The sequence below is a fragment of the Chitinophaga varians genome, assembly GCF_012641275.1.
Classification (GTDB): Bacteria; Bacteroidota; Bacteroidia; order Chitinophagales; family Chitinophagaceae; genus Chitinophaga; species Chitinophaga varians_A.
Window position 1 is genome coordinate 249,157 of record NZ_JABAIA010000003.1, and the last position, 26,958, is coordinate 276,114.

The 26,958-nt window shown below is 49.1% G+C and carries 19 protein-coding genes, 1 tRNA gene and 1 pseudogene; 13 read left to right on the forward strand and 8 right to left on the reverse strand.

Going from position 1 to position 26,958, the window contains the following annotated elements:
• Positions 1–21 precede the first annotated feature (21 nt).
• Entirely contained in the window at positions 22–1,170 is a 1,149-nt protein-coding gene (locus tag HGH92_RS24605) for a putative sensor domain DACNV-containing protein (RefSeq protein ID WP_211092737.1), read from the forward strand.
• A 16-nt stretch (positions 1,171–1,186) separates the two neighbouring features.
• Entirely contained in the window at positions 1,187–3,229 is a 2,043-nt protein-coding gene (locus HGH92_RS24610; RefSeq protein ID WP_168873472.1) for a TonB-dependent receptor, read from the forward strand.
• Positions 3,230–3,250: 21 nt separating this feature from the next.
• Here HGH92_RS24610 and HGH92_RS24615 read toward each other — a convergent pair whose 3' ends face one another.
• On the reverse strand, positions 3,251–4,258 hold the full coding sequence (locus HGH92_RS24615; RefSeq protein WP_168873473.1) for an RNA ligase (ATP): 1,008 nt from the start codon (positions 4,256–4,258) through the stop codon (positions 3,251–3,253).
• A gap of 86 nt (positions 4,259–4,344) precedes the next feature.
• Here HGH92_RS24615 and HGH92_RS24620 point away from each other — a divergent pair, with 86 nt between their 5' ends.
• Both HGH92_RS24620 and HGH92_RS24625 read left to right on the forward strand, forming a co-directional pair.
• On the forward strand, positions 4,345–5,205 hold the full coding sequence (locus HGH92_RS24620; protein WP_168873474.1) for a hypothetical protein: 861 nt from the start codon (positions 4,345–4,347) through the stop codon (positions 5,203–5,205).
• Between the two features lie 67 nt (positions 5,206–5,272).
• Complete coding sequence (locus HGH92_RS24625) at positions 5,273–5,764, forward strand: DinB family protein (protein ID WP_168873475.1); 492 nt, start codon at positions 5,273–5,275, stop codon at positions 5,762–5,764.
• Between the two features lie 45 nt (positions 5,765–5,809).
• Here HGH92_RS24625 and HGH92_RS24630 read toward each other — a convergent pair whose 3' ends face one another.
• The 4 genes from HGH92_RS24630 to HGH92_RS24645 are packed head-to-tail and all read right to left on the reverse strand — an operon-like array spanning position 5,810 to position 8,573.
• The gene (locus HGH92_RS24630) at positions 5,810–6,277 is read right to left on the reverse strand and encodes an ATPase (RefSeq protein WP_168873476.1); all 468 of its coding nucleotides are present in this window, start codon (positions 6,275–6,277) and stop codon (positions 5,810–5,812) included.
• 34 nt (positions 6,278–6,311) lie between these two features.
• Complete coding sequence (locus HGH92_RS24635; RefSeq protein WP_168873477.1) at positions 6,312–7,130, reverse strand: helix-turn-helix domain-containing protein; 819 nt, start codon at positions 7,128–7,130, stop codon at positions 6,312–6,314.
• The gene (locus HGH92_RS24640) at positions 7,102–8,043 is read right to left on the reverse strand and encodes a hypothetical protein (RefSeq protein WP_168873478.1); all 942 of its coding nucleotides are present in this window, start codon (positions 8,041–8,043) and stop codon (positions 7,102–7,104) included. The genes HGH92_RS24635 and HGH92_RS24640 overlap by 29 nt, the downstream gene beginning before the upstream one ends.
• Entirely contained in the window at positions 8,043–8,573 is a 531-nt protein-coding gene (locus tag HGH92_RS24645; RefSeq protein ID WP_168873479.1) for a GNAT family N-acetyltransferase, read from the reverse strand. Before HGH92_RS24645 ends, HGH92_RS24640 begins: the two co-directional genes overlap by 1 nt.
• A gap of 150 nt (positions 8,574–8,723) precedes the next feature.
• On the opposite strand from HGH92_RS24645, the gene HGH92_RS24650 reads away from it, so the two are divergent.
• Positions 8,724–8,796, forward strand: a tRNA-Lys gene (locus tag HGH92_RS24650).
• Positions 8,797–8,973: 177 nt separating this feature from the next.
• Here HGH92_RS24650 and HGH92_RS24655 read toward each other — a convergent pair.
• A complete protein-coding gene (locus HGH92_RS24655; protein WP_168873480.1) occupies positions 8,974–11,685 on the reverse strand; it encodes a substrate-binding domain-containing protein in 2,712 nt (903 codons plus the stop codon).
• 261 nt (positions 11,686–11,946) lie between these two features.
• On the opposite strand from HGH92_RS24655, the gene HGH92_RS24660 reads away from it, so the two are divergent.
• The 8 genes from HGH92_RS24660 (at position 11,947) to HGH92_RS24695 (ending at position 25,134) form a co-directional block, all read left to right on the forward strand.
• A complete protein-coding gene (locus tag HGH92_RS24660; RefSeq protein ID WP_168873481.1) occupies positions 11,947–13,308 on the forward strand; it encodes a sugar porter family MFS transporter in 1,362 nt (453 codons plus the stop codon).
• A 31-nt stretch (positions 13,309–13,339) separates the two neighbouring features.
• Positions 13,340–14,209 (forward strand): carbohydrate kinase family protein, encoded by an 870-nt coding sequence (locus HGH92_RS24665; RefSeq protein WP_168873482.1) that lies wholly within the window; start codon positions 13,340–13,342, stop codon positions 14,207–14,209.
• A 71-nt stretch (positions 14,210–14,280) separates the two neighbouring features.
• Positions 14,281–17,346, forward strand: a complete 3,066-nt coding sequence (locus tag HGH92_RS24670; RefSeq protein WP_168873483.1) for a SusC/RagA family TonB-linked outer membrane protein — start codon at positions 14,281–14,283, stop codon at positions 17,344–17,346.
• A gap of 21 nt (positions 17,347–17,367) precedes the next feature.
• Entirely contained in the window at positions 17,368–19,065 is a 1,698-nt protein-coding gene (locus HGH92_RS24675) for a RagB/SusD family nutrient uptake outer membrane protein (protein ID WP_168873484.1), read from the forward strand.
• Between the two features lie 23 nt (positions 19,066–19,088).
• A complete protein-coding gene (locus HGH92_RS24680; RefSeq protein ID WP_168873485.1) occupies positions 19,089–20,468 on the forward strand; it encodes a DUF4960 domain-containing protein in 1,380 nt (459 codons plus the stop codon).
• Between the two features lie 26 nt (positions 20,469–20,494).
• Complete coding sequence (locus tag HGH92_RS24685; RefSeq protein WP_168873486.1) at positions 20,495–22,135, forward strand: glycoside hydrolase family 32 protein; 1,641 nt, start codon at positions 20,495–20,497, stop codon at positions 22,133–22,135.
• A gap of 10 nt (positions 22,136–22,145) precedes the next feature.
• Positions 22,146–23,705 (forward strand): glycoside hydrolase family 32 protein, encoded by a 1,560-nt coding sequence (locus HGH92_RS24690; RefSeq protein ID WP_168873487.1) that lies wholly within the window; start codon positions 22,146–22,148, stop codon positions 23,703–23,705.
• Between the two features lie 28 nt (positions 23,706–23,733).
• A complete protein-coding gene (locus HGH92_RS24695) occupies positions 23,734–25,134 on the forward strand; it encodes a glycoside hydrolase family 32 protein (protein WP_247655047.1) in 1,401 nt (466 codons plus the stop codon).
• A gap of 123 nt (positions 25,135–25,257) precedes the next feature.
• Here the strand turns inward: HGH92_RS24695 and HGH92_RS33930 are convergent.
• Both HGH92_RS33930 and HGH92_RS24700 read right to left on the reverse strand, forming a co-directional pair.
• A pseudogene (locus HGH92_RS33930) lies at positions 25,258–25,611 on the reverse strand (hypothetical protein); the annotation flags it as partial.
• Between the two features lie 602 nt (positions 25,612–26,213).
• Positions 26,214–26,855 (reverse strand): DNA alkylation repair protein, encoded by a 642-nt coding sequence (locus tag HGH92_RS24700; RefSeq protein ID WP_168873489.1) that lies wholly within the window; start codon positions 26,853–26,855, stop codon positions 26,214–26,216.
• Positions 26,856–26,958 lie beyond the last annotated feature (103 nt).

Below are 26,958 nucleotides of genomic sequence, written 5' to 3' on the forward strand. Positions count from 1 at the left end.
CTGAAATTAAAGAGAAAGGGCATGGCACTGACAACAGAATCGACATATCAGGCAGCATCAGCAGTCGCCGACATTATAGAATCGCATTTTATCAAACATCTTGAAACCGCGAAGGAAGAGGGCGTCGAGAATCTGGCGACGGCCCCTTCGGCGCGCGTGGTGGAGAAAATCATCGACGTGGCTTTCTGGGCCAGCCTGCGGCGGGAAGAAGGCAATGCCACCCGCATGTCGCTGGCATTTGTGAGCCCCGAGCAGGCAGGCAAGCCGTTGCTGTTTGAACAGCCACTGCCTCTCACGCCGCAGGTGCTCACCAAACTGGCGCCCGGCGTGGAAAGGGCCGGTATCCATGTGGGGGTGTGGTATAACGGCGATGAGCTGTGTATCTGGGGCACCACCATCAAACTGCCTAATTTCTGTTTTGTGCTGGACGTGTCCGAGCCGGGATTGCTGGTGGTCAAACACCGGCGTATCATGGGGCTTGGCAAGTTCACCAACGTGGCCATGCTCAAAGGTGACCAGATAAAAGTAGTGGATGAAAATTCCGGTTACCCGATGTGCAGCCCGGCGCTGTTAAGATCACTCCTGGGTATCGATTCCTCTTCTCTCTGGAACAACCCTGAAAACGTACTCATACAGATCGCGGTGTCCATGCGGGCGCATAAGCGGGGAGGCATCCTGCTGGTGGTGCCGGACAAAAACTCTTCCTGGAAAGAATCTATCGTACAACCGTTACAATATCCGATATCGCCGGCTTTTGCAGGCGTGGCCGACCTGATACGCCAGGAAAGTTCTACCGTCAGCGAAATTTTCTGGCAGAACGCGCTGCGCCGGGAGGTGGAAAATATCAGCGGCCTTACCGCCGTGGATGGCGCTACCATTATCAATCAGCATCATGAGCTGCTGGCCTTTGGCGCCAAGATCACCCGTGCCAGTTACTCTTCCCCGGTGGAAAAAGTGCTGATGATGGAACCTGTGCTGGGTGGCACTCCGGCCTACGTGCATCCTTCCGCCATTGGTGGTACCCGGCACCTGTCGGCCGCCCAGTTTGTGCACGACCAGCCCGATGCCATTGCGTTGGTAGCCTCCCAGGACGGTTACTTTACCATCTTCTCCTGGTCTGTCACCAAACAGATGGTACAGGCACACCGCATAGATATCCTGCTGCTCTAACAGACAAATCAACCGAATGAAAGCTCCTTTAATGGCCACCATATCACTGGCATTTGCGTTGCCGCTGGCTGCACAGCAGGACACCCTGCACCGTCTGCCGGAAGTGGTGGTGAAATCCTATTTGTCGAAAGAACCGTTATTGCGTATACCCACGGCCGTTAGTGTGCTGTCTCCGCAACAGCTGGCGCTGCAACAGGGCGCCTCTATGGTGCCGGCGTTCAACAGTGTGGCCGGCGTGCGGATGGAGGAGCGTTCTCCCGGCAGCTACCGGCTGTCTATCCGCGGCAGCCTGCTGCGCTCTCCCTTCGGCATACGCAACATAAAAATATATATGGACGAAATCCCCCTGACAGATGCAGGTGGAAATACCTATCTCAATCTGCTCGACCCGGCGGTGCTGACGAGCGCCGAAGTGCTGAAAGGCCCCGATGGCAGTCTGTTTGGGGCCAACTCCGGCGGCGTGGTCCGGCTGGACGTGCTGCCACAGGCAACAGACAGCACCCGGTTACAGGCAGGTGTACAAGGCGGCAGTTACGGTCTCTTTCACGCCACGGCCGGTTACCGGCAACAACAGGGGAACTACGGCTTTCAGCTGTTCCAGGGCTATCAGCAGGCCGACGGCTACCGGCAGAATACCGCTATGCACCGCTCCTATACGCAGCTGGGGCAACGGTGGGAATACAAGCCGGGCTACGTGCTGAAGATGCTGGGCTTTTATTCCGATCTGGGGTATCGTACGCCTGGCGGTTTAACACTGGCGCAGCTGGACAAGGACCCGCGTGCCGCCCGTCCGGCCACGCCGGCTTTGCCGGGAGCTGTCACGCAAAAAGCCGGTATCTACAACCGCACCGCACAGGGCGGACTGGTGCATGAAGCACAGTTCAGCCCCCGCTGGCAGCATGTGATCGTCGTGTTCGGCGCCAATACGCACTTTGAGAACCCGTTTATCACCAACTACGAAGCCCGCGATGAAAATACTTTCGGTTTCCGCACCTATCTGTCATGGACCAATAAACCTGCATCATCGTTGTTTCAATGGAGATGGCAGGCCGGTATTGAATGGCAACGGACCGTTTCTGATATCATCAACTACAACAACAACCAGGGCGCCCGCGGCGCCGTGCAGGTAGCGGACAAACTCACGGCCGGACAGTATTTCTATTTCTCGCGCTTCCACGCACAGCTGCAACGCTGGACAATGGAGGCTGCCGCCAGTATGAACTACTATCATTACACCTATAACCGCGACGGCAATACGAAAGTGGCCTTTACGCCGCAGGTGATGCCGCGTTTGTCATTGTCTTACCTGGTCAACGAGCAACTGACCGGCAGGGTGACTGTCAGCAGGGGATATTCGCCACCGGCAACAGCTGAAGTAAGGGCGTCCGATAATATTATCAATACCGCTCTACGGCCGGAGACAGGCTGGAACTATGAAGCAGGGCTGCGGCTGTTGCCGCTGTCACGCCGCTATTCGCTGGATGTGACGGGCTTTCATTACCGCATGCAGGACGCTATCGTGCGTAAGCTGCGGGACAATGGGGCGGAGTTTTTCGTTAATGCCGGCGGCGTAAACCAGACGGGCGTAGAGGTGGAAGGCATGCTGCAACTGATGCAGCCGCGTGTGCGTGGTTTTGTGCGCGGACTGGAACTACGCGGCAGCTATACCTGGAGCGATTTTTATTTCAGGGACTATGTAAGCAGCGGCAAGGACTTTTCGGGTAACCGGCTGACCGGCGTGCCACGTACCGTTGTGGTATCGGGGCTGACCGTGTATTTACCGAAGGCGGTTTATTTGTATGTGGCGCATAATTATACCAGCACCATTCCGTTGAACGACGCCAACAGCGCCTATGCACGCGGGCATCATCTGATGCAGTGCAAGGCGGCGTGGCAGTTGCCCATCTCCGGAAAATGTAAAATCAGTGTGCAGGCAGGGGCAGATAATTTGTTGAATCAGTCTTACAGTCTGGGTAACGACCTGAACGCAGTGGGAGAGCGGTATTATAATCCGGCACCGGGCCGTACGTATTTCGGGGGTGTCAATGTGGCGCTGTGATCTCTCTACAGCGCCACCTGTCTATTTTTCATTCAACAGAAATTTGTTGGATATCACTTTAAAGGATATACGTTTATCGGCAGAACGGATCACCACTCCTTCGCGTTCCACATATTTACCGGCCGGGCTTAAAGCGGAATTGCCTTCGGCGGCCAACAGGAGTTCGTCGACCGTGTCCGGCAGTGTGAAAGCCGTATCCAGTATAGGCACATGTTCCAGTCCCATTAGCCTGATTATCTCCCGAAAAGCAGGCAGGGGCAGATAAGTATAAGCATCGATATCAAACGCATTGAAAAAACGAACAGTCTGACCTTTGATGCCATAAGGATTTCCCTGTATCCCTTCACCGATCAGTTCTCCCTGTAATCCCATGTTTTTGTCCAGCGCTGCTAGTCTGTCCGGCAGATGTAACCGGTGGGCTATTTTCCAGAAGGTGTTGTCCGTTGTCTCCAGCAGGTCGAGGTTACGGGAGCATACGCCAAATTCACCATCCCGGAAGTAGAAGGTGGCAGAAGAGCCATCCAGTTTTTCCGTTACGTAGAAGGTTTCATTTTTGTACGCTTCATATTCCGCGCTGAGGTTCTGAATGCGTTCTTCATCCGTTTTCGGGATAAAGGAAGGAAAATTGCCTTTGGCTACGCCCGCCAGGGATGCGGGCATCGGCGGTTCGTACTTCACAATGCCCAGTCTGGCAGATACATCTTCTCCCAGCGTGTATGCGTAACCGTTTAGTACAGTTACAGGCATCAGCAGGCCTTGAGAGATCTGTCCGCGCAAGCGCATAGTTTTCAATCTGAAGCCAGGGATGCCGGCCATGGTGCGGAAGGAGCTTTTACGCAGAAATTCAAAATCCTCTTTTTCGGGCAGGAAAGAATCGATCTCACAGTACACTGCATGATCGCCGATGCGGAATTCCTGTTTTTTAACAACCAGTTTCCATCCTTTTACAGTGGCTACTTCTATCAGATCAGCGCCGGGTATGGGCTGTAGGTCGTCTATTACAACGACAGACGCAAGTTTGCGTTCCATTAGGTTAGGTAGTTTTAAGGTTAACAAAATATATGAGGGCGCAAAGATATATGTTTTTTTAATGTAGATGCCTTTATTTTTGTGGTATGACGGAACATATTCTTCAGACAAGATACGTGGAGAAACTGGTAAGGGCCCTTGAAGAGGAGCCAGGGAGGCATATCCATCTGCCGGTAAGAGGATTAAAGGGAGACATCGTGGCGTCTCTGGTGGAGGACAGCCCGTTGCTGGCCTCACTGCCGGAAGGCACGCGTTTGAAGTTTGATACCGCCCTGAAGGTGCGTTACCCTTCAGATCCGGTGGAGGTGTTCCTGGTGTTTACCGGTCGTGAGCCGGTAGTTTTTTTCCGTGACGAGTTGCTTGCCGGCGGTCACGAGCACCTGGAAATAGCGCTCATTGCGTTGTTGCGCGAGCTGCATATTGCTATTGCCCGTGCCATAGCAATCCCCGAATTGCTGCGGCACCGTTCCGCCGAAGAGGAGCTGGCCGACCTCCGTGAGCTTATAGCACTGTTGACGCCCGGGGTGTACGCCGATGACGCTGACCTTGATACTATTGCACAGGCGCTGTATCTGGCATGGAGCGCGCCGTCGTCGTTTGCGGCTTTCCATCCGGAGTTTATGGAAGAGGAAGAAGGAGACGATTTGTTTCTGTCTGTGTTGGAAAAGGCCGTGCCGGTGGTGTATTGCAGCCGGCATCCTGCCGCCGCTGAACTGGAAGAATGCCTGAGTGAGCTGACCGGAGAAGATTTTAATTTGCCCGCGTCCTTACCGGAGGCAGCATTGTTTGAACAGGCGCAGGCGCAGTTACAGCCATTAGGCTGGCTGCTTGTGCATATGGATGCTTCCCCGGAAGACCGCTGCCTGCTGGTAGTGCGGCCGGCAGACGCTGCCCGCGTAATCGCCCTCGCGCAGCGGTTTAATGTCACCATTAAAAATATTTTTTAAGGCTGCTGACATAGGGTTGTCACTCCGCGTTTTTTACTTTGTTTTCAGAAAACAAAATATAACCACCATGTCTGAAATTCAAGCACTGTTAAAAGAAATGGAACAGGAGGCTGCTACCACCCGTAAGATGCTTTCGCGTGTACCGGAAGATAAATATGACTGGAAGCCGCATCCCAAAAGTATGACATTGGGGCGCCTGGCTACCCACGTGGCAGAATTGCCGGGTTGGGTGACGATGACGCTGAACACTTCCGGGCTGGACTTCTCCAAGGGAGGGTATTCGCCGGTAGTAGTAAAAAATGCGGCGGAGTTGATGAATTACTTCGAGACCACCCTGGCGGACGCCAAACAACGACTGGCAGCCGCAACACCTGAGGACCTGGAAGGAACATGGACGCTGCGGGATGGAGATACCGTTTTGGTTGAGCAGACCAAAGCAGAATTTATCCGGACGTGCTACAGCCAGATTGTGCACCACAGGGCACAACTGGGCGTATATCTTCGTCTTTTGGACATACCAATCCCTGGCAGCTACGGGCCAAGTGCTGACGAGTATTGATGATGTCACGCCTTTCCGCCGGTTCGGGCCCGGTGGAAAGGCGTTTTATGCTGAGCAGTATTGAACGAATTTGTCCAGGATAAAATCCCATCCTTCGGGGTTGTTCATCGCTTCCCGGTACAATCCGCCTTTCTGGCCGTGCCGTGCGAAATGCCGGTGCCCGAAGTCGATCCTTGTCTTCTGATCACTCTCCTTAAAAAAGTGAAGGAACACTTCACTGGCCTTGTCCGGGTCTGGCTCTGGCATCCTGTCGGGCCCTATCTGCCATAAAAAGGCAATGCTTTCCCCTTCAGTCAGAAAAATCACCCGGCCCCAGTCGCACCTGAATTCATACGGGCCTGTTTCAGTGCAAAGTCCGTTTACCGCCGGATGGATGCGGAGGTTCAGCAGTTTTTCCCCCGACCAGGTATAGGCTTTGGGCCACCATTCATTGATTTCGTAGACGAATTTAGTATAGGCCTGGTCCGGCGCTACCGGTACCTGCAGGTGCCTTGTGATATTTGGTATTTCCATGGTTGTCTTCGCACAATTTTCAGGCCGGAGTGTGTCACAGTTCCAGGGGACTGCATCCGGTGAGCGCCTTTGCATCTTTGGCAAAATGTGAAAAGTCCGTGTAGCCGAAATCTTCATAGTAGAAGTTATAACCACGCGATCTGTATTCCTGTAAGGCTTTTTTAAAGCGGACAGTTTTCTGTGCAAACCTGGGTGTTACACCTACTGTCGAGAGGAAGTACCGTCTCAGGGAAGCGTATGTCACATGCAGGCTGCCACAGAGATGTTGCAGTCCTTTTTCGTTCCTGAGCTGCAATGATTCAAATTTACGCAGGCAGTGCTCAACGATCTGAAACCGGTGGTCGTTGCCGGGAAGCTGTGACAGCATTCGCTGCAGGGCCTCGTTGCAAAGCCGGACGCGGTCAGCGAAACCATCCGCAGATCCCAGTTGTTCTTCCAGGTCCGGATTTTTGAACAAACAGGGCAGTGGCAACTGGTTGTTTTCCAGTTCGGCCGGCGGACAACGGAAAAGCGTTGCCGCGCAGCCGGGTTTTAACTTGATAAAGAACATCAACGTGCCGGGGGCGTACGTGCTGCTGCAGGAATGGGTCAGATGTCCGAGGAGCTGAGCGTGTTGTAACAGCAGCACTTTGCCGTTGGCGTCATTAACGGATGTCCATGCGGCAGGGCGCAACTGAAAAGCCAGCAGTGTGGTCATGGCCGGTAGTCCTTTTATAGACTGGCTGGCAGTCGCTGTTGACAGGTCTATCTCAAAATAATATTCAACCAGTGAGCAAAGGGCAGGGGAAGGGTAGGCGATCCTGAGCGGATGGCCTTTTTCGTTTTCAAATATTACTTTGCTGGTGTTGCGCATATTTGATAAGCAGGCTTAAACCTATGCCGGATATAAGGCAGCGTTCCTTTTTGTTGCCTGTCAGCTGTTGTGTCCAGTCTGTGAAACCTCCGTCCGCAATTTCCATTTCCGGGCCTTGTTCGGGTTGTATCAGCACCTTAAACTGCAGCCCTTTGTAGTAGTTGTTTTCCTCCGCATGCGGTTCAACAGCCATCTCCATGGGCATGCCGGTAGTCAGCGCTCCGATGGCGGAGATCAGCGTATCACCGGTATAGCCTCCGCGCGGAATGATTTTCACCGATATCTGCTTTATAGTAAAAATAACGGTTAGCAGCCAATAAATATGCAGCAGCTGCTCTTTTATCGTGGTGAGTTCGAACGAATAGTTGCCGGTGTCTTTTCCTGCAGCCACCATACACGCCACTTTAAAGTGCGGCGTATAGCCTTTTACCGGCAGGCGCATCGCACGGATATGCCGGTGGACAGTGCTGTACCGCAGTATTTCGCTGTTGAACCCGCCGGCGCTCCGGATGCCCGCCATATGGAGCGCCAGCGCATTGGTAGCGTCGGCCATCACTTCCGTATGGCGAATGGCGGAGATGATCTTGTTCTGACTAACGGTACCCACAACTGCGCAACTGCCGAACTGCCCTACAGGAGATAGCTCCAGCGGTTGATAGTGTTGCTGCCGCAGATAGCGCAGTATCTCCAGCTCTTTTTCCAGCATCAGGACCATGTCCGTATCAGCCGGTTGCGCAAAGGCATTGCGTTGGTACTGTTGCAGCAGCGAGCCGGCCGGCGTCTGCTCTGCCCGCAAACGGAACACTTCCATCAGCAACGACGACAGGTCCGAGCCGCTGAGAGAACGGAGTGCCTCCGGCATGCCGGGCACCCCGGCTTTTTCTGCAATTTTTTGAGCTATATGATCAGTCATCAGCAATTCAGTTTAACCATCAGGTGTTCATCATACAGGCGGCCCTGCTTGATAATCGCTTTTTCTTTCACCGCTTCCAGGTGATAGCCGTTTTTTAGCAGCACTTTTTTGGAAGCATCATTATACGCAAATATACCTGCGTAGATCCGGTAAATGTTCAGTTCCCGGAAAGCGCAGGCCGTCACCAGCGCCACCGCTTCCGTGGTGATGCCTTTGCCATGGTAGGGCGCCCCCAGCCAGTAGCTGATTTCAGCAGCATGATGATAGATGTCTGTTTGCCGGGTAAGGGAGATAACACCCGCAATCTGATCATCTGCATAGATGCCCCATACGTGGTCCAGTTTACCTTGCTGAATAAGTGCAAAGAATATTTCTGCATCTTTCAGCGAGTAGGGAGAAGGGAAGCTGTCTCGCAGGTTGGCCGCAATAGCAGGATTGTTGGCCAGCACAGACAGCTCCTGCAGATCGGTATGGGCAATGGCTTTCAGCGTAACGCCGTGTTTCCCGGTGAGAGTGATAATAGTTTTCATAGTACAAAAGTACGGCGGCCTTACAGGCGTGCTGGTGTAAAAAACTTACAATTTTTTGTGCGGTTTTCAGGGGTATAGGCTGAGAATCAAATATTTATTTTGCAGAATAAAATAATTTTCTATCTTTGCACTCCCTTCGAAAAAGGGAATGATTCCGTAGCTCAGTTGGTAGAGCAATACACTTTTAATGTATGGGCCCTGGGTTCGAGTCCCAGCGGGATCACAGACAACTTATAAACCTCGCGCTAGTCGCGGGGTTTTGTTTTTTAGTTGAGCGTTTAGTTGAGTTCCTTTTGTATAACCCCGATTTCTTTCCCGAACTTTATATAGGTTAATCAGCTTTTACTAAGATATGGAGAAGTATATATAGACCGGCCGGAGCTGGTTTCTGCAAAGCTATTTAAGTCTTTGTTCCGTACTTTTCTTTATACGCCTTGGGTGTTATTCCCGTTATTTTCTTAAAGGATGTTGAAAAATAGGAGGGCGTAGAGAATCCTGTTTCGTAGGCTATTTCTGCGAAAGATAAGTCCTCGTGCTGTATTAAATATTTCGCCTTCTGTACCCGCCGCAGCAGGATGTATTCCGTAATGCTTACATCCAGCAATGGTTTGGCTTTCCGGTATAGCTGGATTTTAGACATGCCTATCTGATCACACAAGTCCTGGATGGAAAAATTCTCGTTGGAAATATTTTTCTCGACGATCGCATTGAAGTTTGAAAGGAAGGCTTTCTCTCCTTTATTGGCTTGTGGCAGGGCTTCCCTGGGTATATCGGTAGTAACATGCGCTTTCAGCCGTTGCCGGTTCTCCAGCAGGTTATGGACGGTTACTTCCAGTACTTCGTTGTTAAATGGCTTGGTAATATAGGCGTCTACGTTAGTTTTTAAGCCTGCTACTTTTTGCTCGTCGGTAGTTTTGGCGGTCAGCAGGATGATAGGAATATGGGCGGTCCGTATGTCAGTTTTCAGTATTTGTGCCATCTGCAGACCGTCTGTCTGCGGCATCATAATATCAGATATAACCAGGTCCGGCATTTCTTCAAAGGTGATACGAACGCCTTCTGATCCGTTTTTAGCGGTAACAACGGAATATTGTGTACCGAGGCGATTGGCCAGGAAAGTTCTCAGGTCATCGTTATCTTCTACAATCAGGATGGTATTGCGGGACGACGGGTCTGATACCGGTTGTAAAGACTGTATGTCTGAAGAGGAGGGGTCGATGTTATAATCCGTAATCCACGTGTCCATTTCGCTGTTATAACCCCAGTCCTTCACCGGTACAATTTCTTCTTCGCGGTAATGCGAATGGCCAAGTGGTAGTGTAATGGTAAATGCCGTTCCCTTGTTTTTTTCACTTTCAGCTACAATGGTACCGTGATGCAGTTCTACGAATTCCTTTGATAAGGCCAGTCCAATGCCGCTGCCGTTTTGATTGTGTACGTCGCCGTAATAGAAGAAATCAAAGATATGCGCTTTGTCCTGGGGATTCAGTCCAAATCCGGAGTCGACCACTTTTATGCTCACTTGGTTTGCGATGTCGTCTTTTTCTACCATCACATAGATGTGGCCGGTATCTTCCGTGAATTTAAAAGCGTTGGATAATATATTAAAGAATACTTTCTCTATCTTTCCAGGATCAATCCAGAGCTTCACCACAGCTTCGCGGGTAATGAGCCGGCAGTCGATATGATGTTGTTTAGCCAATCCTTTGAATGCATCGAGAATATCGCTGATAAAAGGCAGCATGTCTACCTCTTGGATTTTCAACCGTGTTTTGTTCAACTCCAGCTTGCGGAAATCCATCAATTGATTTACCAACAACGACAGGCGGGAAGCGTTTTTTTTGATCAGGGTAAACTGCGAGCGGATATGAGCAGGCGTTTTAGGATTTTGCAGGCATTCTTCCGTAGGGGCAAGAATGAGCGTGAGCGGTGTTTTTAATTCATGTGAGATGTTGGTAAAGAAGTTGCTCTTTTGTTCGCTGGCCTCCTGTACCTGTTGGGCCATTGCGCTGATTTGTTCGCTCTGGGAGCGGATTTCATTATTCTGCGACTGGAGCAGCTTATATGCTTTTATATTTTTTCTTCTCAGGTAAATCAATAGTGCCGCGAGCATTAAGAGCAGGGCGAGGTTACCGACTAAAATAAGAATCAGGTTTTTCTGACTCCGGAAGATTCTCGCCTGTTCCTTTAGCAGGCCATCTTGCCGTACAATATCTTTTTGTTGCGCAATAACGCGATTGAACTGCTGTTGCAGCATCTCCACATTGGTACTGTCTACGATAATCGTTCGCAGGGGATCACGTTTGGGAGCCTGCTTGCCGTGAAGGGTTTTTGCGGCGGCCCTGATGGCCTCCCCACCGCCAGTGGGATACAGCACGGAAGCCAGCAACGATCTGTTTTCGACGAAAGCCAGGCCAGTGCGTGGTTGCGCATCTACGCCTATTACTTTTATATTCGGAAATCCCAGTTGCCGGCAAATGTTAGCGGCGGTATGGGCCATTACATCGTTATGCGCGAAAATAAGCCGGGTGTTTTGCAGCTCTTTCACCATGTGCGGCAATTGTTGCTGCACGCTGCCTTCCAGCCAGTCGCCACTGATAACAGTAACGCTCAGGTTCGGGTAACGGGCAATCTCATCGCCAAATCCTTTTTCCCGCTGCAATGCAGGTGTGGACGAGGGCAGCCCTGTAATTTCAATGATGTGGCCGGATCTGTTTAAATATCCTGCGGCGTACTGGCCGGCAAGTTTGCCAACTTCTATATTATCCGCGCCTATGAAAGAGGTATAGGAGTCCGACGAAATGTTCCTGTCCACCAACACAACGGGGATTCCATGCTGATACAAACTGTCAATAACCGGTGTAAGCGGGGCCGCTTCATTGGGAGATACGATTAACAGGTCAATCTTCCGGGCTGCCAACTCCCGGATCTGCCGCACCTGTTCCGCGCTGTTGTATCCTGCCTCCTTGTATATAATTTTCAGATCCGGGTTAAATACCAGTTCCCGGTCTATCTCTTCCTTCATTTCCCAGCGCCATGCATCAGCATTACCCAACTGGGATATACCTATCACAAACGTCTTCTCCTGCTTCTCCTGGCAGGCTGGAAGCAATATGACAACTGTTATAGAAAAACAAAAGAGATAAATGAAACCTGTTTTTAAATTCATCCTGACCAAATGTATAATAAAGAGATACAATTTTAAAACAAGGTGATACAAAAATTAAATAGTATAAAAAATATACTTTGTAATTATTTAATAATCAATTAAATATTTCGTTTTAAAATTTGAATATAATAGTAACAAAATTGAAATAGGCTAAACATCAGCCGGTATTATTTTCAGGGCAGTAAAAAAAGAACGACTCGCGTTATGAAAAACAGACTTCTATTTTGGAGCATTGTAATTGCTCTTGGAGGCTTACTATTTGGAATGGATGTAGCAGTCATTTCCGGAGCCGAACAACAAATACAACAAATCTGGAAACTCAGCGATGTGGTACACGGCCAGGCATTGGCAGCTGCATTATATGGAACTATTATCGGCGCATTGCTGGGTGGGATTCCTGCGGAAAAGTATGGCCGTAAAAAAGTGTTGCTCTGGATAGGGATTACATTTTTTATATCCTCCCTCGGATCAGCGCTGGCCCACGACGTGGTTACGTTTATGCTCTTCCGTTTTCTCGGGGGCCTGGGTGTGGGAGCCTCCTCTGTAGTGGCACCCATGTTTATTTCGGAAATTGCGCCCGCAAAAAGCAGGGGGAAACTGGTAGCTACCTTTCAGTTCAATATTGTTTTCGGCATTTTACTCGCTTACTTCTCCAACTTCCTGTTAACTTCCCAGGGGGCAGATGCATGGCGCTGGATGCTGGGTGTATTGGCGGTACCGGCAGCGCTGTTCGTGGTGCTGCTCTATTTCGTTCCTGAAAGCCCGCGCTGGCTGATGGTGCACAAAAGCGATTATGTGGCCGCCCGTAAAATTCTGAAAATTTCGGATCCGGAAGGTGTGGACGATGCGATCCTGGCTATCCAGCAGGAAGCAAAAGCGGAAAGGGAGAAAACGAGTTTGTCTGCTTTCTGTTCCAAACGTTACCTCAAACCTATAATCATGGCTGTATTGGTGGCCATGTTTAACCAGCTGTCCGGCATCAATGCTATTATTTATTTCGCTCCCCGCGTTTTTGAAATGGCAGGACTGGGCAAAAGCGCCGCTTTCCTGCAAAGCGCCGGTGTCGGTCTGGTGAATATGATCTTCACCATGATGGGCCTCTGGTTAATAGACCGGTTGGGGCGCAGAAGCCTCATGCTGATTGGTTCCGTAGGATATGTCCTGTCGCTGGGCGCAATCGCCGCTGCCTTTCATTTTCATTATCTTGGCGGCATGGTGGTACCGGCGCTGGTATTTCTCTTCATCGCCTCCCATGCTATTGGACAGGGTGCTGTTATATGGGTATTTATCTCTGAAATTTTTCCCAACCAGGTGCGCTCCTATGGGCAGTCGCTCGGAAGCTCCGTGCACTGGGTGATGGCGGCCGTTATCACCAGTATATTCCCATTTTTCGCCAATAACCCCGCTATCGGCCCTGCGAAGATTTTCCTGTTTTTTATGCTGATGATGACCCTGCAGATGCTTTGGGTACTATTAAAGATGCCGGAAACAAAAGGTGTATCGTTGGAGGAGATGGAAGAAAAACTGGGGGCCAAAACCACTGAACCGCTTACCCAGCCAGTTTAATAATTGACTTAAAAAAGAAACTGAAATAAAAATGATGAATAAGCACAACGAGGTTGTCTGTTTTGGTGAAATTCTGTGGGATGTATTGCCTGGCCGGGAATTACCGGGTGGCGCGCCCATGAATGTTACTTACCACTTATCAAAGCTGGGGCGTAAAGCTACGCTCATTTCCAGGTTAGGGAACGATGAGCGGGGTATTGCATTAAGAAAAATTTTTGAAGATAAGGGCATTGATACCAGCTATGTGCAAACGGATGCCAGCCACAAAACCAGTATAGTGCTGGCCACTCCCAATGAGGCCGGTGACATGAAATACGATATCGTGGAAGATGTTGCCTGGGATTATATTGCGCAGCAGCCGGACCATGAGGCGCTTATTTCACAGGCCCGTTATTTCGTTTTCGGCAGCCTGACTATGCGCAGCAAGACCTCGCGGGATACGCTGCTGGCGCTAATGGAGCTGCCCTGCAGGAAAGTATTGGACATCAACCTGCGTGCACCTTTTATTAACAAGGCGGATATCATCTACCAGTTAAAAAAAGCGGAAGTAGTTAAAATGAATGAAGAAGAACTGGCATTGGTAGCGGGATGGTATGGAAATTATATCGGCATTGAAGAAAAAATGCGCCTGCTGCAGGACCTTTTCCAGGTAGAAACGCTGATCGTTACCCGCGGTGCAAAAGGCGCCGCCATTAACTACCACAATGAATGCTATATGCACGATGGCTTCAAAGTACAGGTGGCCGATACCATTGGCAGTGGCGATAGTTTCCTCGCCGCCTTCCTTTCAGAATTTATGAAAAATAAAGATGTTGAGGCAGCATTGACGTTTGCCTGCAAAGTAGGAGCATTCGTAGCCACAAGAGAAGGTGGCTGCCCGGAATATGATGTCATGTTTTAGATAAAACCAACAGTGAATACGTCGTCCACGAATAATTTAAGAACTATTTCATTGTAAAACGTTCCACCGCTATGAAAAAATTTCTGACTATGATGCTTCTGTGCATCGCCAGTCCTGGCTTTGCACAGCAATTAAAGGTCGAAGGTACCGTAACCGACAAGAGCAGTCGTACTCCCGTTACGGGCGCCACCATTATTTCACAGAAACAAGTCGTTATCTCGGACAGTACCGGACACTTTTCACTGAAAGCCGATGCAAAGGAAATCATTACTATTTCCTGTATGGGCATGAACACCATCACAGTACCGGTGCCAGCGTCCGGGAAGCTGGTGGTGGAGTTATCAGCCAACATTGCTGATTTAAACCAGGTGGTGATCACCGGGTATCAAACGCAACGCAAGGCGGACCTCACCGGTGCGGTAAGCGTGGTGAATGTAGGCGATTTAAAGAAACAGGCAGTGGCAAGCCCCATCAAAGCCTTGCAGGGCCAGGTGCCGGGCGTTTTTATCACATCCAGTGGTTCACCCAGCGCGCCTGTAACGGTGCGGATCCGGGGTGTGGGCACGCTGAACGACAACGATCCGTTGTATATTATTGACGGTGTACCCACCAAGTCCGGTCTGCATGAACTAAACTCCAGCGACATAGAAACCATGCAGGTGCTGAAAGATGCGTCTGCTGCCAGCATCTACGGCGCCAGGGCTGCCAATGGCGTGATCATTATTACCACCAAACAGGGCCGTAGCGGAAGAATGATGGTTAACGTGAACGCCTATACAGCAGTACAAACCTATACCACCAAACCGAAAATGCTGAATGCCGGAGGCTATGGGCAGGCCTACTGGCAAGCCGCGGTGAACACCGGCCGGGACCCCAATGCCAATAACCTTGGTTACAATTATCAATGGCATGTGGAGGGTAACGGCACTCCTGTGTTGGATAAGATCCTGCTGCCGGAGTTTATTGATGGAGATAGACGCACCATGCGCACGGCCAACACCAACTGGTTTGATGCTATTTCACAAACGGGAGTCGTGCAGTCGTATGATTTGTCTGTATCAAATGGAACGGAAAAAGGTAACTACCTGTTCTCGCTCGGTTACTTTGATAATAAAGGCGTGATCAAAACCACTGGTTTTAACCGCCTTTCCGCGCGCATGAATGCCAATTACAAAATGCTCCAGGGGCGCCTGCAGATTGGCGAGAACTTTACCATCAACAGGACCAAAGAAGTGCAGGACCCGGGCGTATTAAACCTTTCGCTGCAGGCACTGCCTATTGTGCCGGTACACACCGTAGATGGAAAAGGATGGGGTGGCCCCTGGGGCGGTATGAACGACCGCCAAAACCCCGTCAGGCTGCTGATGGATAACCAGCAAAACGGGTACAAATATCTGCGGATATTCGGAAATGTATACGCTGACCTTTCCATTATCAAAGGCCTCAACCTGCGCACCAGCGCGGGTGTCGACTATGGCAATTACCTCGCTGATAATTTTCTGAAAAAGTACCAGTCCGGTTACCTGGTGGGAAATGAAAACCAGTTGACGATGAATTACTCCAATAGCTCAAGAGTTACCTGGACCAATACCCTGAACTACAATCGCACCTTTGGTAAACACCTGGTGAATGCCGTGGCGGGAACTGAATTCTATAAGCAAAACGACGAATCGTTCTGGGCCAGCAGGAAAAATTTCGCGATTGAAGATCCTAGCTATACCTACCTGGACGCAGGGACCGGGGAAAAGAACAATGGCGGCGGTGGCGCTATCAACGCGCTGATATCTTACTTCGGTAAAGTAAACTACACCTATGCATCCAGGTATTTGGCTTCGTTTACCCTTCGCCGTGATGGCTCTTCCAGATTTGGCGCCAGCAACCAGTTCGGCACATTCCCCGCTTTCTCACTGGGCTGGCGTTTGAGCCAGGAGGAATTCTTCCGGAAAAACGTTCCCGCTTTTATCAGCGATCTGAAATTGCGTTATGGCTGGGGACAAACGGGCAACCAGGAGATCAGCAATGTGGGAGCGTATTCCATTTATCTAACGGATTACAACGGTACTTCCTATGACCTGGGAGGGACCAATACCGGTACATTGCCCTCCGGCTATCATATTACACAGCGTGGTAATGATCTGCTCAAATGGGAAGCAACTACCATGAGCAACTACGGCGTTGACTTTGGTTTTTGGGAACAGAAGTTAACCGGAAGCTTTGAGTACTTCACCAAAAATACCAGCGATATACTCGTATTGCCGCCGTACATCGCGGTGCTGGGCGAGGCGGGCAATCAATGGGTAAACGGCGCTTCCATGGAAAACAAAGGCTGGGAGTTTGCACTTACCTACAACGGCCAGGTGGGCGCCGTTGAATTCCAGGCGTCCGGAAATATATCAGGATACAGGAATAAGGTTACCAAACTGCCGGAGTCTGTAGTAAATAACTATGGCGGGAATGGCCTGAACGATAACATTCTCGGTCGTGCGGTTAATTCCTATTACGGATATGTGACAGACGGATTATTCAGAACACAGAAAGAGGTAGATGAATCGGCTAACCAGCTGGGCAAGGGTTTGGGCCGGATCAGGTATAAAGATCTCAACAACGATGGCATGATAGACGACAGGGACCGTACCTGGATAGGAACGCCGCATCCTGATTTTATCTACGGATTGAACCTGGCCGTGCAATGGAAAAATTTTGATTTTTCTGCTTTCTTCCAGGGAGTACAAGGCAACGCTGTTATCAATGACGTAAAATATAATACTGATTTCTGGAGTGTACGGGAAACCGGTTCCAATAAGGGAAGCAGGCTGCTGGACGCGTGGTCGCCGCAGCATCCCAATTCTTCTATACCTGCATTGTCTGCTACAGACAATAATTTCGAATCCAGGTTCTCGACTTATTTCGTAGAGAAGGGAGATTATCTGAAGCTGAGAAATATCCAACTGGGTTATAGTTTCTCCAAACAATTACTCAACAGTATTCATATTCAAAAATTAAGGGTGTACGCCGGCGGCGACAATGTGTGGCTGCTGCACAAAAACAAATCCTTTACCGGTCTTGATCCGGAAAACCCTGGTTTCGGATATCCCAATCCTGCCGTGTTTACAGGAGGGCTGAATGTCACCTTTTAATTCATTACCAATTTCATTACCATGAAACGAATAGTATATGGCCTTGCGCTCGCAGGCTTCTTAATGATAAGTTGTAATAAGCAGTTGAATATAGTGCCGCAGGGAGTGCTGAGTCCTGACCAGGTAGCCACCCCTGAAAATGCCGACAAGTTTGTAACGGCGGCATATGCCATCTTAACAAGCGGCGACATCAACATTTCCTACAGCCTTTGGGAATACGGTGATGTGCGCGCGGATGATGCGTATAAAGGCGGCCGCGATGAAGGCGACGGACAGGAGTTTCATTTTATGGAAACATTTGCCAATACCCGCGCGGACTTCTGGCCTTTCGATGGCCAGTGGTTCCGGATTTACCTGGGTGTAGGCAGGGCTAACACGGCGTTGGGCTATCTTAATAAAATCGATCATTCAGCATTCCCGTTGAAAGAACAACGTATAGGCGAAGTAAGATTTTTGAGAGGTATGTATTATTTCATGCTGAAAGTGCTGTTCCACAGGATCCCTTACCTGGATGAAAATGTGCCGCTGGATGACTATGGCAAGATATCGAACACCGCGCTCAGCAGCGATGCCCTCTGGGAAAAGATTGCGGCCGATTTTCAATACGCGGCCGATCATTTGCCCGCTATACAGGCGGAGAAGGGCCGAGCCACCAAAGTGGCAGCCTATGCCTTTCTGGCTAAAACCCGGCTTTACCAGGGCTTTAAACAGGATGAACGTTACAATGTAACAGGAGTGGACCCGCAGAAAATGCAGCAGGTGGTAGATGCCTGTAACCAGGCCATCAATTCTTCTTTTCACCTGGAAGATGACTACGCTAATAATTTTCTGCCGGGGAATTACGAGAACGGGCCAGAGAGTATGTTTGCCATCCAGTTTTCACAGAACGATGGTACGGATGCAGGGCATCTCAACATTGGCGAGGCGCTGAGTGTGCCGCAGGGATTGGGATGCTGCGATTTTCATAAGCCCAGTCAGAATTTTGTAAATGCATTTAAGACAGATGTAAACGGACTTCCATTGCTGGATGCATTTAACGATGTAAATGTGAACCCCTACCAGGATAATATTGACCCCCGCTTAAACCATACGGTAGGTATCCCCGAATTTAACTGGAAATATGAACCTGCCAGGGTGTACAAAGAATCGTGGAGCCGCAACCCTGCGGTATATGGATACTATGCTTCCATGAAAGAAAATGTATCGCCGGATGGTGAATACTTTTTATTCAGGCCTCCTTTTTTCCCCAATTCAAAAAACAAAATCCTGATGCGGTTTGCGGAAGTATTGCTGATGAAAGCGGAGGCGTTGATTGAGCTGGGCCGCCAGGGAGATGCGCTTCCACTGATCAATGCGGTGCGGCAACGCGCTGCCAACAGTACTGCACGGTTGAAAAAAGCCGATGGCAGTTACGAGGCACACTACAAAGTGGGTTTGTATGTACCGGGTGTAAACGTTACCTGGGATCAGGCCACGGCACGGAAAGCATTGCGGTTTGAACGCCGCGTGGAACTGGGCCAGGAAAATCAACGGTTCTTCGACCTGGTACGCTGGGGCATTGCCGCCGAAACATTAAACAAATATTTCAGCGTGGAAAGAACCAGGCATGCTTTCCTGAACAGTGGGAATTTCACCAAAAATAAACACGAGTATCTCCCTATTCCACAGAACCAACTCAATTTTAGTCGCGGTGTATATCAACAAAATCCAAACTATTAAGTAAACCGACAACCAGTTACGTTATGAAAAGATATCTGTCTTGTTTGATAGCTGCGTGCCTGTTATTTTCCTGCGAACGGAACGATGCCGGTATGGCGCTGGACCTTTCGGGGAATGTGGCCATTACATTATTTGCCGTCGGCGGCGCCGCTGGTGTCGTTGATACAGTAAAAGGTACCGTAGACGTTACATTGCCCTTCGGTACCGATTTTACCAAAGTGGCACCCGCTATTGCCGTGGCACCCGGAGCTACTGTAACACCCGCTTCCGGAACGGTGGTGAATATGAAAACTGCCGTGCGCTTCCGGGTGATCAACGGTAATATTTATAAGGATTACACTGCCAATGCCATTGAAGAAAAGGTGATTCAGTCATTTGTTGTAAAAGGTGTGCAGGCAGAGATAGATAACAATGCACGCACTATTAAAGCCATGCTGCCATCCGGTACAGACTTGAGCGCGCTCACGCCGGAAATAAACCTGGCCACCGGTGCTACAGTAACGCCGCCAGGAGGACAACTAATTGATTTTACCAACCCGGTAATTTACAAAATCACCAAAGGCCAGGTCAGTATTGATTATACGGTAACCATTACTTCCCCGGTCCGGGTTGCATTCCTCAGCACGGCCACCAGTGCCAGCGACCTCGTGAATCCTGACGAAAAAGCAGCCTGGGCATGGTTGAGCGGTAACAATCCGGAAGCGCAGTTCCTGCCATTCAGCAGCATCAGGGACCATAGCGTGGATGTAAGCGCTTTTTCTGCCATCTGGTGGCATGAAGATAATACGCAGGACCTACCGGGTATTGCATTTGATGCGGGCGTGCTGGCAGCATTAAAAACCTATTATGCCAATGGCGGTTCTTTCCTGCTTTCTTCCTATGGCGCCAGGTACGTGGAAGCATTGGGTATTATACCAGCAGGTAAGACGCCCAATAATTCATTTGGCGATGCGGCCGGCAAACAATGGATGGAGCCTAACTGGTCGTGGGGCATTTCTTTCAAGGGGCATGAAAACCACCCTGTCTTCGCAGGCCTCACCTTAACAGCGGATAAACCTTACGCTACCGCCTATACGCTTTCCAATGGTACTTACCGGCTCAATCATACTGCGCAGTGGTTCGTCCCTGACTGGGGCGGTTACGGCAGCATTGCCAACTGGCGCGTACAAACAGGGGGCATCGACCTGGGCAGTACCGAATGGGATGGAGATCATAATACCGTAGTAACCATGGCTGAATTTCCCGGAACTACCGCACATGGGAAAGCGATTGTTATCGGTTCCGGATGTTACGACTGGTATTCGGAACCCGATCCCGGCAATGCAGCCAGTCAGCCCGTGAACGGCTATCTCCCCAACATATATAAAATGACAGCAAACGCGCTACGATACCTCAGTAAATAAAATTCTTAAAACCAAAATCCTTCGTTATGAATAAGCTACCCCTTCATTTTACGTTGATGATTACTACTGCATTGGGCGCCTGTAGCAAACTTTCTTATGATACTATTTCAGTTTCAAAAAATAAGACGTTAGGCGTTGTTGGCACTGGTGCTGCCATTCAATGCACGGCACAACCCGAGTATATCAATTATTCCATCTACCGCATGTGTTCCGATAATGTGCGGGTGGGGGATATAACGCCTTACTACGATTCTGTTGCCGGTAATTACAAACTATATTTCCTGAAGAATATCTGGAGCGGCGCAGGGCAGAAGCATCCCTGGTTTGGATTCGTGACTTCCGATTTTCATAACTACACAGAAACCGGTTCTGTTATTGCTTCGTCCGCCGACGCCTGCGCACAGGATAACTCAGTTGGCGCCGGTGGTGTGATTAAGAACGGCAATACCTATTATGCTTTTTATACCGGCCATAACCCGGACCTCACCGGTTGCACCAATGGCGTAAAGCGGGAAGGGGTGATGCTGGCTACTTCCACTAACCCGGTAGCGGGGTTTGTAAAAGACACCGGTTTCGCTACCATCAACACACCGGCAGGAATCGGTTATGATGAAAATGATAACTGGCGCGACCCGTTTGTAATCCGCGACAACGCGAACAATAACTGGATGATGCTGATTGCCGCGCGGAAAAATCATAACGGCGCCTGGCGGGGGGTGATTGCCAAATATACTTCCACTGATCTGAGGAACTGGACCTACCAGGGCGTTTTTTACGATGGGGGCAGTTACAACTATTTCAACATGGAATGCCCGTCGATCCTGAAATACGGCAGCAATTATTACCTGATGTTTTCAGACCAGAGCATCAGCAACGCCAGCCAGCGATATATTCATTACCGGAAGAGTACTTCCCTGAATGGGCCATGGACAATGCCTACGGGGCCTGACCGTATCGACGGCAACGCGTTTTATGCGGCCAAAGCCGTTCCCGATGGCTATGGTGACGCCTATATTTTCGCGTGGTGTCATACGCTGTCAGGTAACACTGATAGCGGTACGCCTGACTGGGGTGGCAACCTGGTGGCGCATAAGATCTATCCCCTGCCAAACGGCGACCTGGCCACCGCCATCCCGCATACGGTGAAAGCCTGGCTGGAAAACGCTCCAGAAGCATTTGCCAAAAACAGCCAGTGGGGCAATGTTACAAACACCGTAGCTGGCACAGAATCCTACCGGCTGGTGAGCAATGCAGATTTTGATGTGGCCAATGTATTGTATGATCCCGTTAACAGGGATCAGTATATGATTACCACAACAGTTTCATATGCCAGTTCATCCAAAGATTTTGGTTTCTTCATCGGCGCCTGCGACGGCTATGAAAATACGTACCAGCTGCGGTTTGTGCCCGCACAGAATAAATTTAAATTTGAAACCAAACGCCGAAGCCTGGTGGACAGTATTCCTGTAAACGACATCCCGGTTACCCTTGTACCCAACACCAACTATAAAGTACAGATCATTGTGGAACATTCGGTGGTAGTGGTGTATATCAATGACCAGGTTGCCTTTACGAATCGCATTTACCGCGCGCCCAATACCACCTGGGGCATTTTCGTGGATCACAGCGATGCTACTTTCAGCAATATCACGGTAACGCATCCTTAAATAGAAGAACATGAATTATACTTATAGATATTTTTACTGCCTGTGTGCAATGCTGCTGTTATTTGCGTGTAAAAAAAGTGACCAGGCAGCGGCGCCGGCGCCGGATACCATGAGTAGCAACCAGGTGTATCCGCTGCCTACCGCCATGTGGATGCAGCCCGCAGGCAGCCAGCCTTATTTTTCCTCCGGGTTCGTCGGTGATCCAATGCCGTTTTATGATAACGGCACTTATCATGTTTTTTATTTGCACGATGGGGATTGGACTGGGTACGGATACCATCCCATTCATACATTTGAAACAAATGATTTTTCCGGCTATCGGTACAATGGGCGGGTAATGCCTTTCGGGGCAGCCGATCAGCCGGATACGAAAATCGGAACAGGCTCAGTTATCAAAGCGGGGGATAAATATTACATGTATTATACCTATTCTGATGAAGGGAACTGGGCTTTCGGGAAATCGAGAGAATGTATCATGTATGCCACCAGTACCGACCTGAAGACGTGGACTAAACATTACGGATATACGATTTATTCACCGGAAGGTTTTTCCGACCTGTATAATTTTAGAGATCCGGCCGTTATATACAGCAGGGAAACAAACGAATATCTGATGCTGGTGGCTTCCCGGTTGGATAACAAGGCGGTGATTGCGAAATTCACCACCACAGATCCCGCAGCCAACAACTGGAGCTATAAGGGCTTGTTTTACACCGCCGATGCAGATAATTATGTGATGATGGAATGCCCCGATGTATTCCGGTTAGGCGATTACTGGTACCTGGTGTTTTCTGAAAATGGGGATCACCCGATGGTACATTACCGCTACAGCCGCTCCATGAACGGCCCGTGGATAAGGCCTGCAAACGATGTACTGGATGGGGAATATTTTTACGCCGGCAAAACAGCCGGCAATGAAAAGGAACGTTTCCTGGCTGGCTGGACGCCCCGCAACGCGGATAACAATGATAATGGCAGCCGCCTCTGGGGTGGCAACCTGGTATCGCACCAGTTGACCCAAAACAGCGACGGTACGTTGAACATAAAGGCGCCTGCCGGGATAGAAAAAAAATTCACCAGCCCGGTTAAGCTGAATTCCGTGTTCAGGGATGCAACCGTGCAGCAGGACCAGCAAGGTATTTCGTTTAATGCTACCACCAATCCTTCGTATATTGTTTTTAACCAGCTACGTGGAAAGAGAATGATCACCGCTACTATCGCCGGCGTAGCCGCTGGCGCACAGTTTGGCGTGGCATTCGGAATGGACAGGTCATTTCAGCAGGGGAACAGGTACCTGGTAGGCTTTGATGAGGCAACGGACCACATCACCAGCACTTATATGAATGCCGGTTGGCCACGCGCCAATGCGGCTATCAATTATATGATAACACCAGGCAAGGAATACCAGCTGAAATTGATAATAGATGGCTCCGTATGTACCATGTATATCAATGATCAGGCAGCGCTGACATCACGGATCTATTCCCTGCCGAATAACTATTGGGGTTTTTACGCAGCTAACGGAAATGTTCAGCTGAAAAACCTGCAAGTATATCAGATGAATAATTAAACATACCATGAGGAAAAGATTTTTATTAATGGCATACCTAATGCCGGCATTAGCCTGGGCACAGGAAATGCATCGCCCGGCAATTCATTTCTCTCCCAAAAAAGGGTGGATGAATGATCCTAACGGTATGGTATATCTTAATGGAACCTACCATTTGTTTTTTCAGCACAATCCGGATAGCACCGTCTGGGGGCCCATGCACTGGGGCCACGCGGTCAGTAAAGACCTGGTGCATTGGAAGGAACTGCCTATTGCCTTGTATCCTGATTCCCTGGGAACTATTTTTTCAGGCAGTGCTGTCGTAGATTTTAACAACACCGCGGGATTCGGAAAACAGGCGATGGTGACCATTTATACCAATCATAACCACCGGCTGGAAGCTGCCGGTTCCGATAAATTCCAGAACCAAAGTATCGCATACAGCCTGGATGAGGGCAAAACCTGGACTAAATACAACGGGAACCCGGTGTTATCAAACCCTGGCATCCGCGATTTCCGCGATCCGAAGGTATCGTGGTATGAGGCCGGGAAAAAGTGGATCATGACGTTGGCCACAAAAGATCGTATCACTTTCTATTCATCACCTGATCTGAAACACTGGAAAGAAGAAAGCCAGTTTGGAAAAGACCTCGGCGCACATGGCGGCGTATGGGAATGCCCGGATCTTTTTCCTTTGAATGATAACGGTAGGGAGATATGGGTCCTTATTGTCAATATTAACCCGGGAGGCCCGAATGGTGGCTCCGGCACGCAATACTTCACCGGATCTTTTGATGGGCACAGTTTTAAAGCGGATCACACTGGCACAAAATGGTTGGACTATGGGCCGGATGAATATGCCGGTGTTACCTGGTCCAATACCCCTGGCCGCAGAATATTCTTAGGCTGGATGAGTAATTGGGATTATGCGAATGTAGTGCCTACCCAAAATTGGCGCAGTGCTACCTCCATAGCGAGAGAACTTAAGCTGGTGAAAACATCGGATGGATATCTGGTGGCTTCTCAACCCGTGAGAGAATTTAATAAGGTAAAAACCAGCACTGGTAACTATCATATCAAAGCTACAAAAGGGAAACTGGCTTTATCACTTTCAAGGGCGGCATCGTTTACTGTTACACTTTCCAACGATGTAGGCGAGCAAACAGTGATAGGTTACGATCATCAAAAACGGGAATATTTCATCGACAGAAGACTATCGGGAGATACGGCCTTTCACAACGGATTTGCCGCAAGATACACCGTGCCGCGGTTTACACACAGCGCAGTATTGGACCTGACATTGGTGATAGACGTCTCATCAGTGGAGCTATTTGCAGATGGAGGACGCTCTGTTATGACGGCTATATTCTTCCCACATAAGGATTATACGGATCTTAACATTTCCCGCAATGTGCCGGTGAAGAAGATAAGTTACGAGGAATTCGAATGATGTAGTATTTATAAGAGGATGTCTCAAAAGATTATCTGATAGAGAGAATTTTCGTTTATGCAATTCTCGAGCCTTCAGATAATCTGTAAAAGCTCCGATTTGATCCGACAGTAGGATAAATTTTTAGGCAACTGGAGGTAGATCATCCAGTTGCTTTTCTTTTGCCAAGTGTAACGTTTCTTCAAAAGTCTGTAGTGGCGTCCTGCCAAAGCAGTACTTACCAGTATGAGTTCGGTTGGTATTATACTCATTGATCCATATATCCGGATCATCCTGTATCTGCTCCAGAGTAGAATAGATCTTTTCTGCAGCTATGAGCGCGTGTTTACGGTCATAGACCTTTGCAAAGGCCACTTTTGAATATGTGTCAATGAATGTCTGTTGGTAAATTCGACCAACACCTTTGATGGTGCCAACATAATAGGTGTCCTGAGTGCCCGGATAACCGGGGTGCTGTGTTTCAATCTCCCCATGCGCGGTTTCAGGGGTTTGTGATTTTCCATGTCAAAAGAATGTATGGCAGAACAATCGGCTATGTTCACCCAAAGATTTCTGGCCGGATCAGCCGCTATAAAGTAAAGGTCACCAGTTAGAACTGGCGGCCTTTACAATTATAGATAAAAATATTTCTAATTGCGCAGAATGTTAATGAAAGAATGTTGAGTGATGTTATTTTGACGTTCATCAGATAATTTCTGCTAATTTTCGTAAATCAAACACAAATAAGTTCGGGTTTTGTACCATAGGGTTCACAAGCAACTTATAAAACCTCGCGCTTTGCGCGGGGTTTTGTTTTTTAGTTGAGCGTTTAGTCGAGTTCCTTTTATAAAACCCCGATTTCTGGATGCCCTGGAGCTGGCGGAATGCCTGCTCAGCAGTGAGTTCGCAGATGCACGCACTGCCATCGCTGCCTATGAGGGGACAGTTGTCTGGGGAAGAGAACCGGAGTCTGACTGTGTCTCAGCTGTCAATTATTTTGGGAATCGACTGAAATTGTGATTCTAAATTAAACGCTGACACAGTTTTTTTACACTTCTCGGGAATTCTATATATGGGAAATAGAATTTGAACTTCTTAGCTTATAAATTTCGTTTGTTGCTTTCAATGGTAATGAACTCGGGTAAATATTCCGGAGTACACCCTTTTGATACCTTCTTACCTTTGTAAAGACCTGTTTTTTCTCCAAGTGCAACACAACGATTTCGGTACTTTTTGTCATAAACCCCAATCCACCCTGCAACAAAATTCATTGCCCACTGAACTTCTGGTTCTTCTTTTTCAATCTGGTTTTCAATTTTAGATAATAACTCTTCATTGTTTGGAGGAGGAGTTTGTCCCATCCAGCGTAAGCGACCTTGATAATACCAGAATATACGTCTCTGAAGGGTAGAAGGACTATCTTCCCAAGATTGAATCAGTGTAATTGTCTTTTTGTCCTTAGTAAGCTGATTAGCCATTAGCCAATCCGTTAGCTGATTTCTCTCATCCAATGAATGAGTCTGTGCATCCTTATCAAGCGTATTAATCAAATCCTGGGAAAGAAGCTTATTATCCATAATCAAGATAGCCAATTGCCTGAGCAAAAACCTTTTGGTAGACCATAGTTCCATAGCCAGTTCGTGATCCTTTTGGATTTCCTTTGCAATCTTCCGTAAGTCTCCCAGCTTGGTTTTATTATTAATTTGAGCCAGGATATTCTCTGCTTTAGAAGAAAGTTTCATATCTATCTTTTGTTTTTCGAGACAAATAGTTGTCGGTTCATGAAAAATATTTTTTTGGCTTGCCGTGCTGCTGGTACAGCGAAATAGCGTCGTATAACTATGA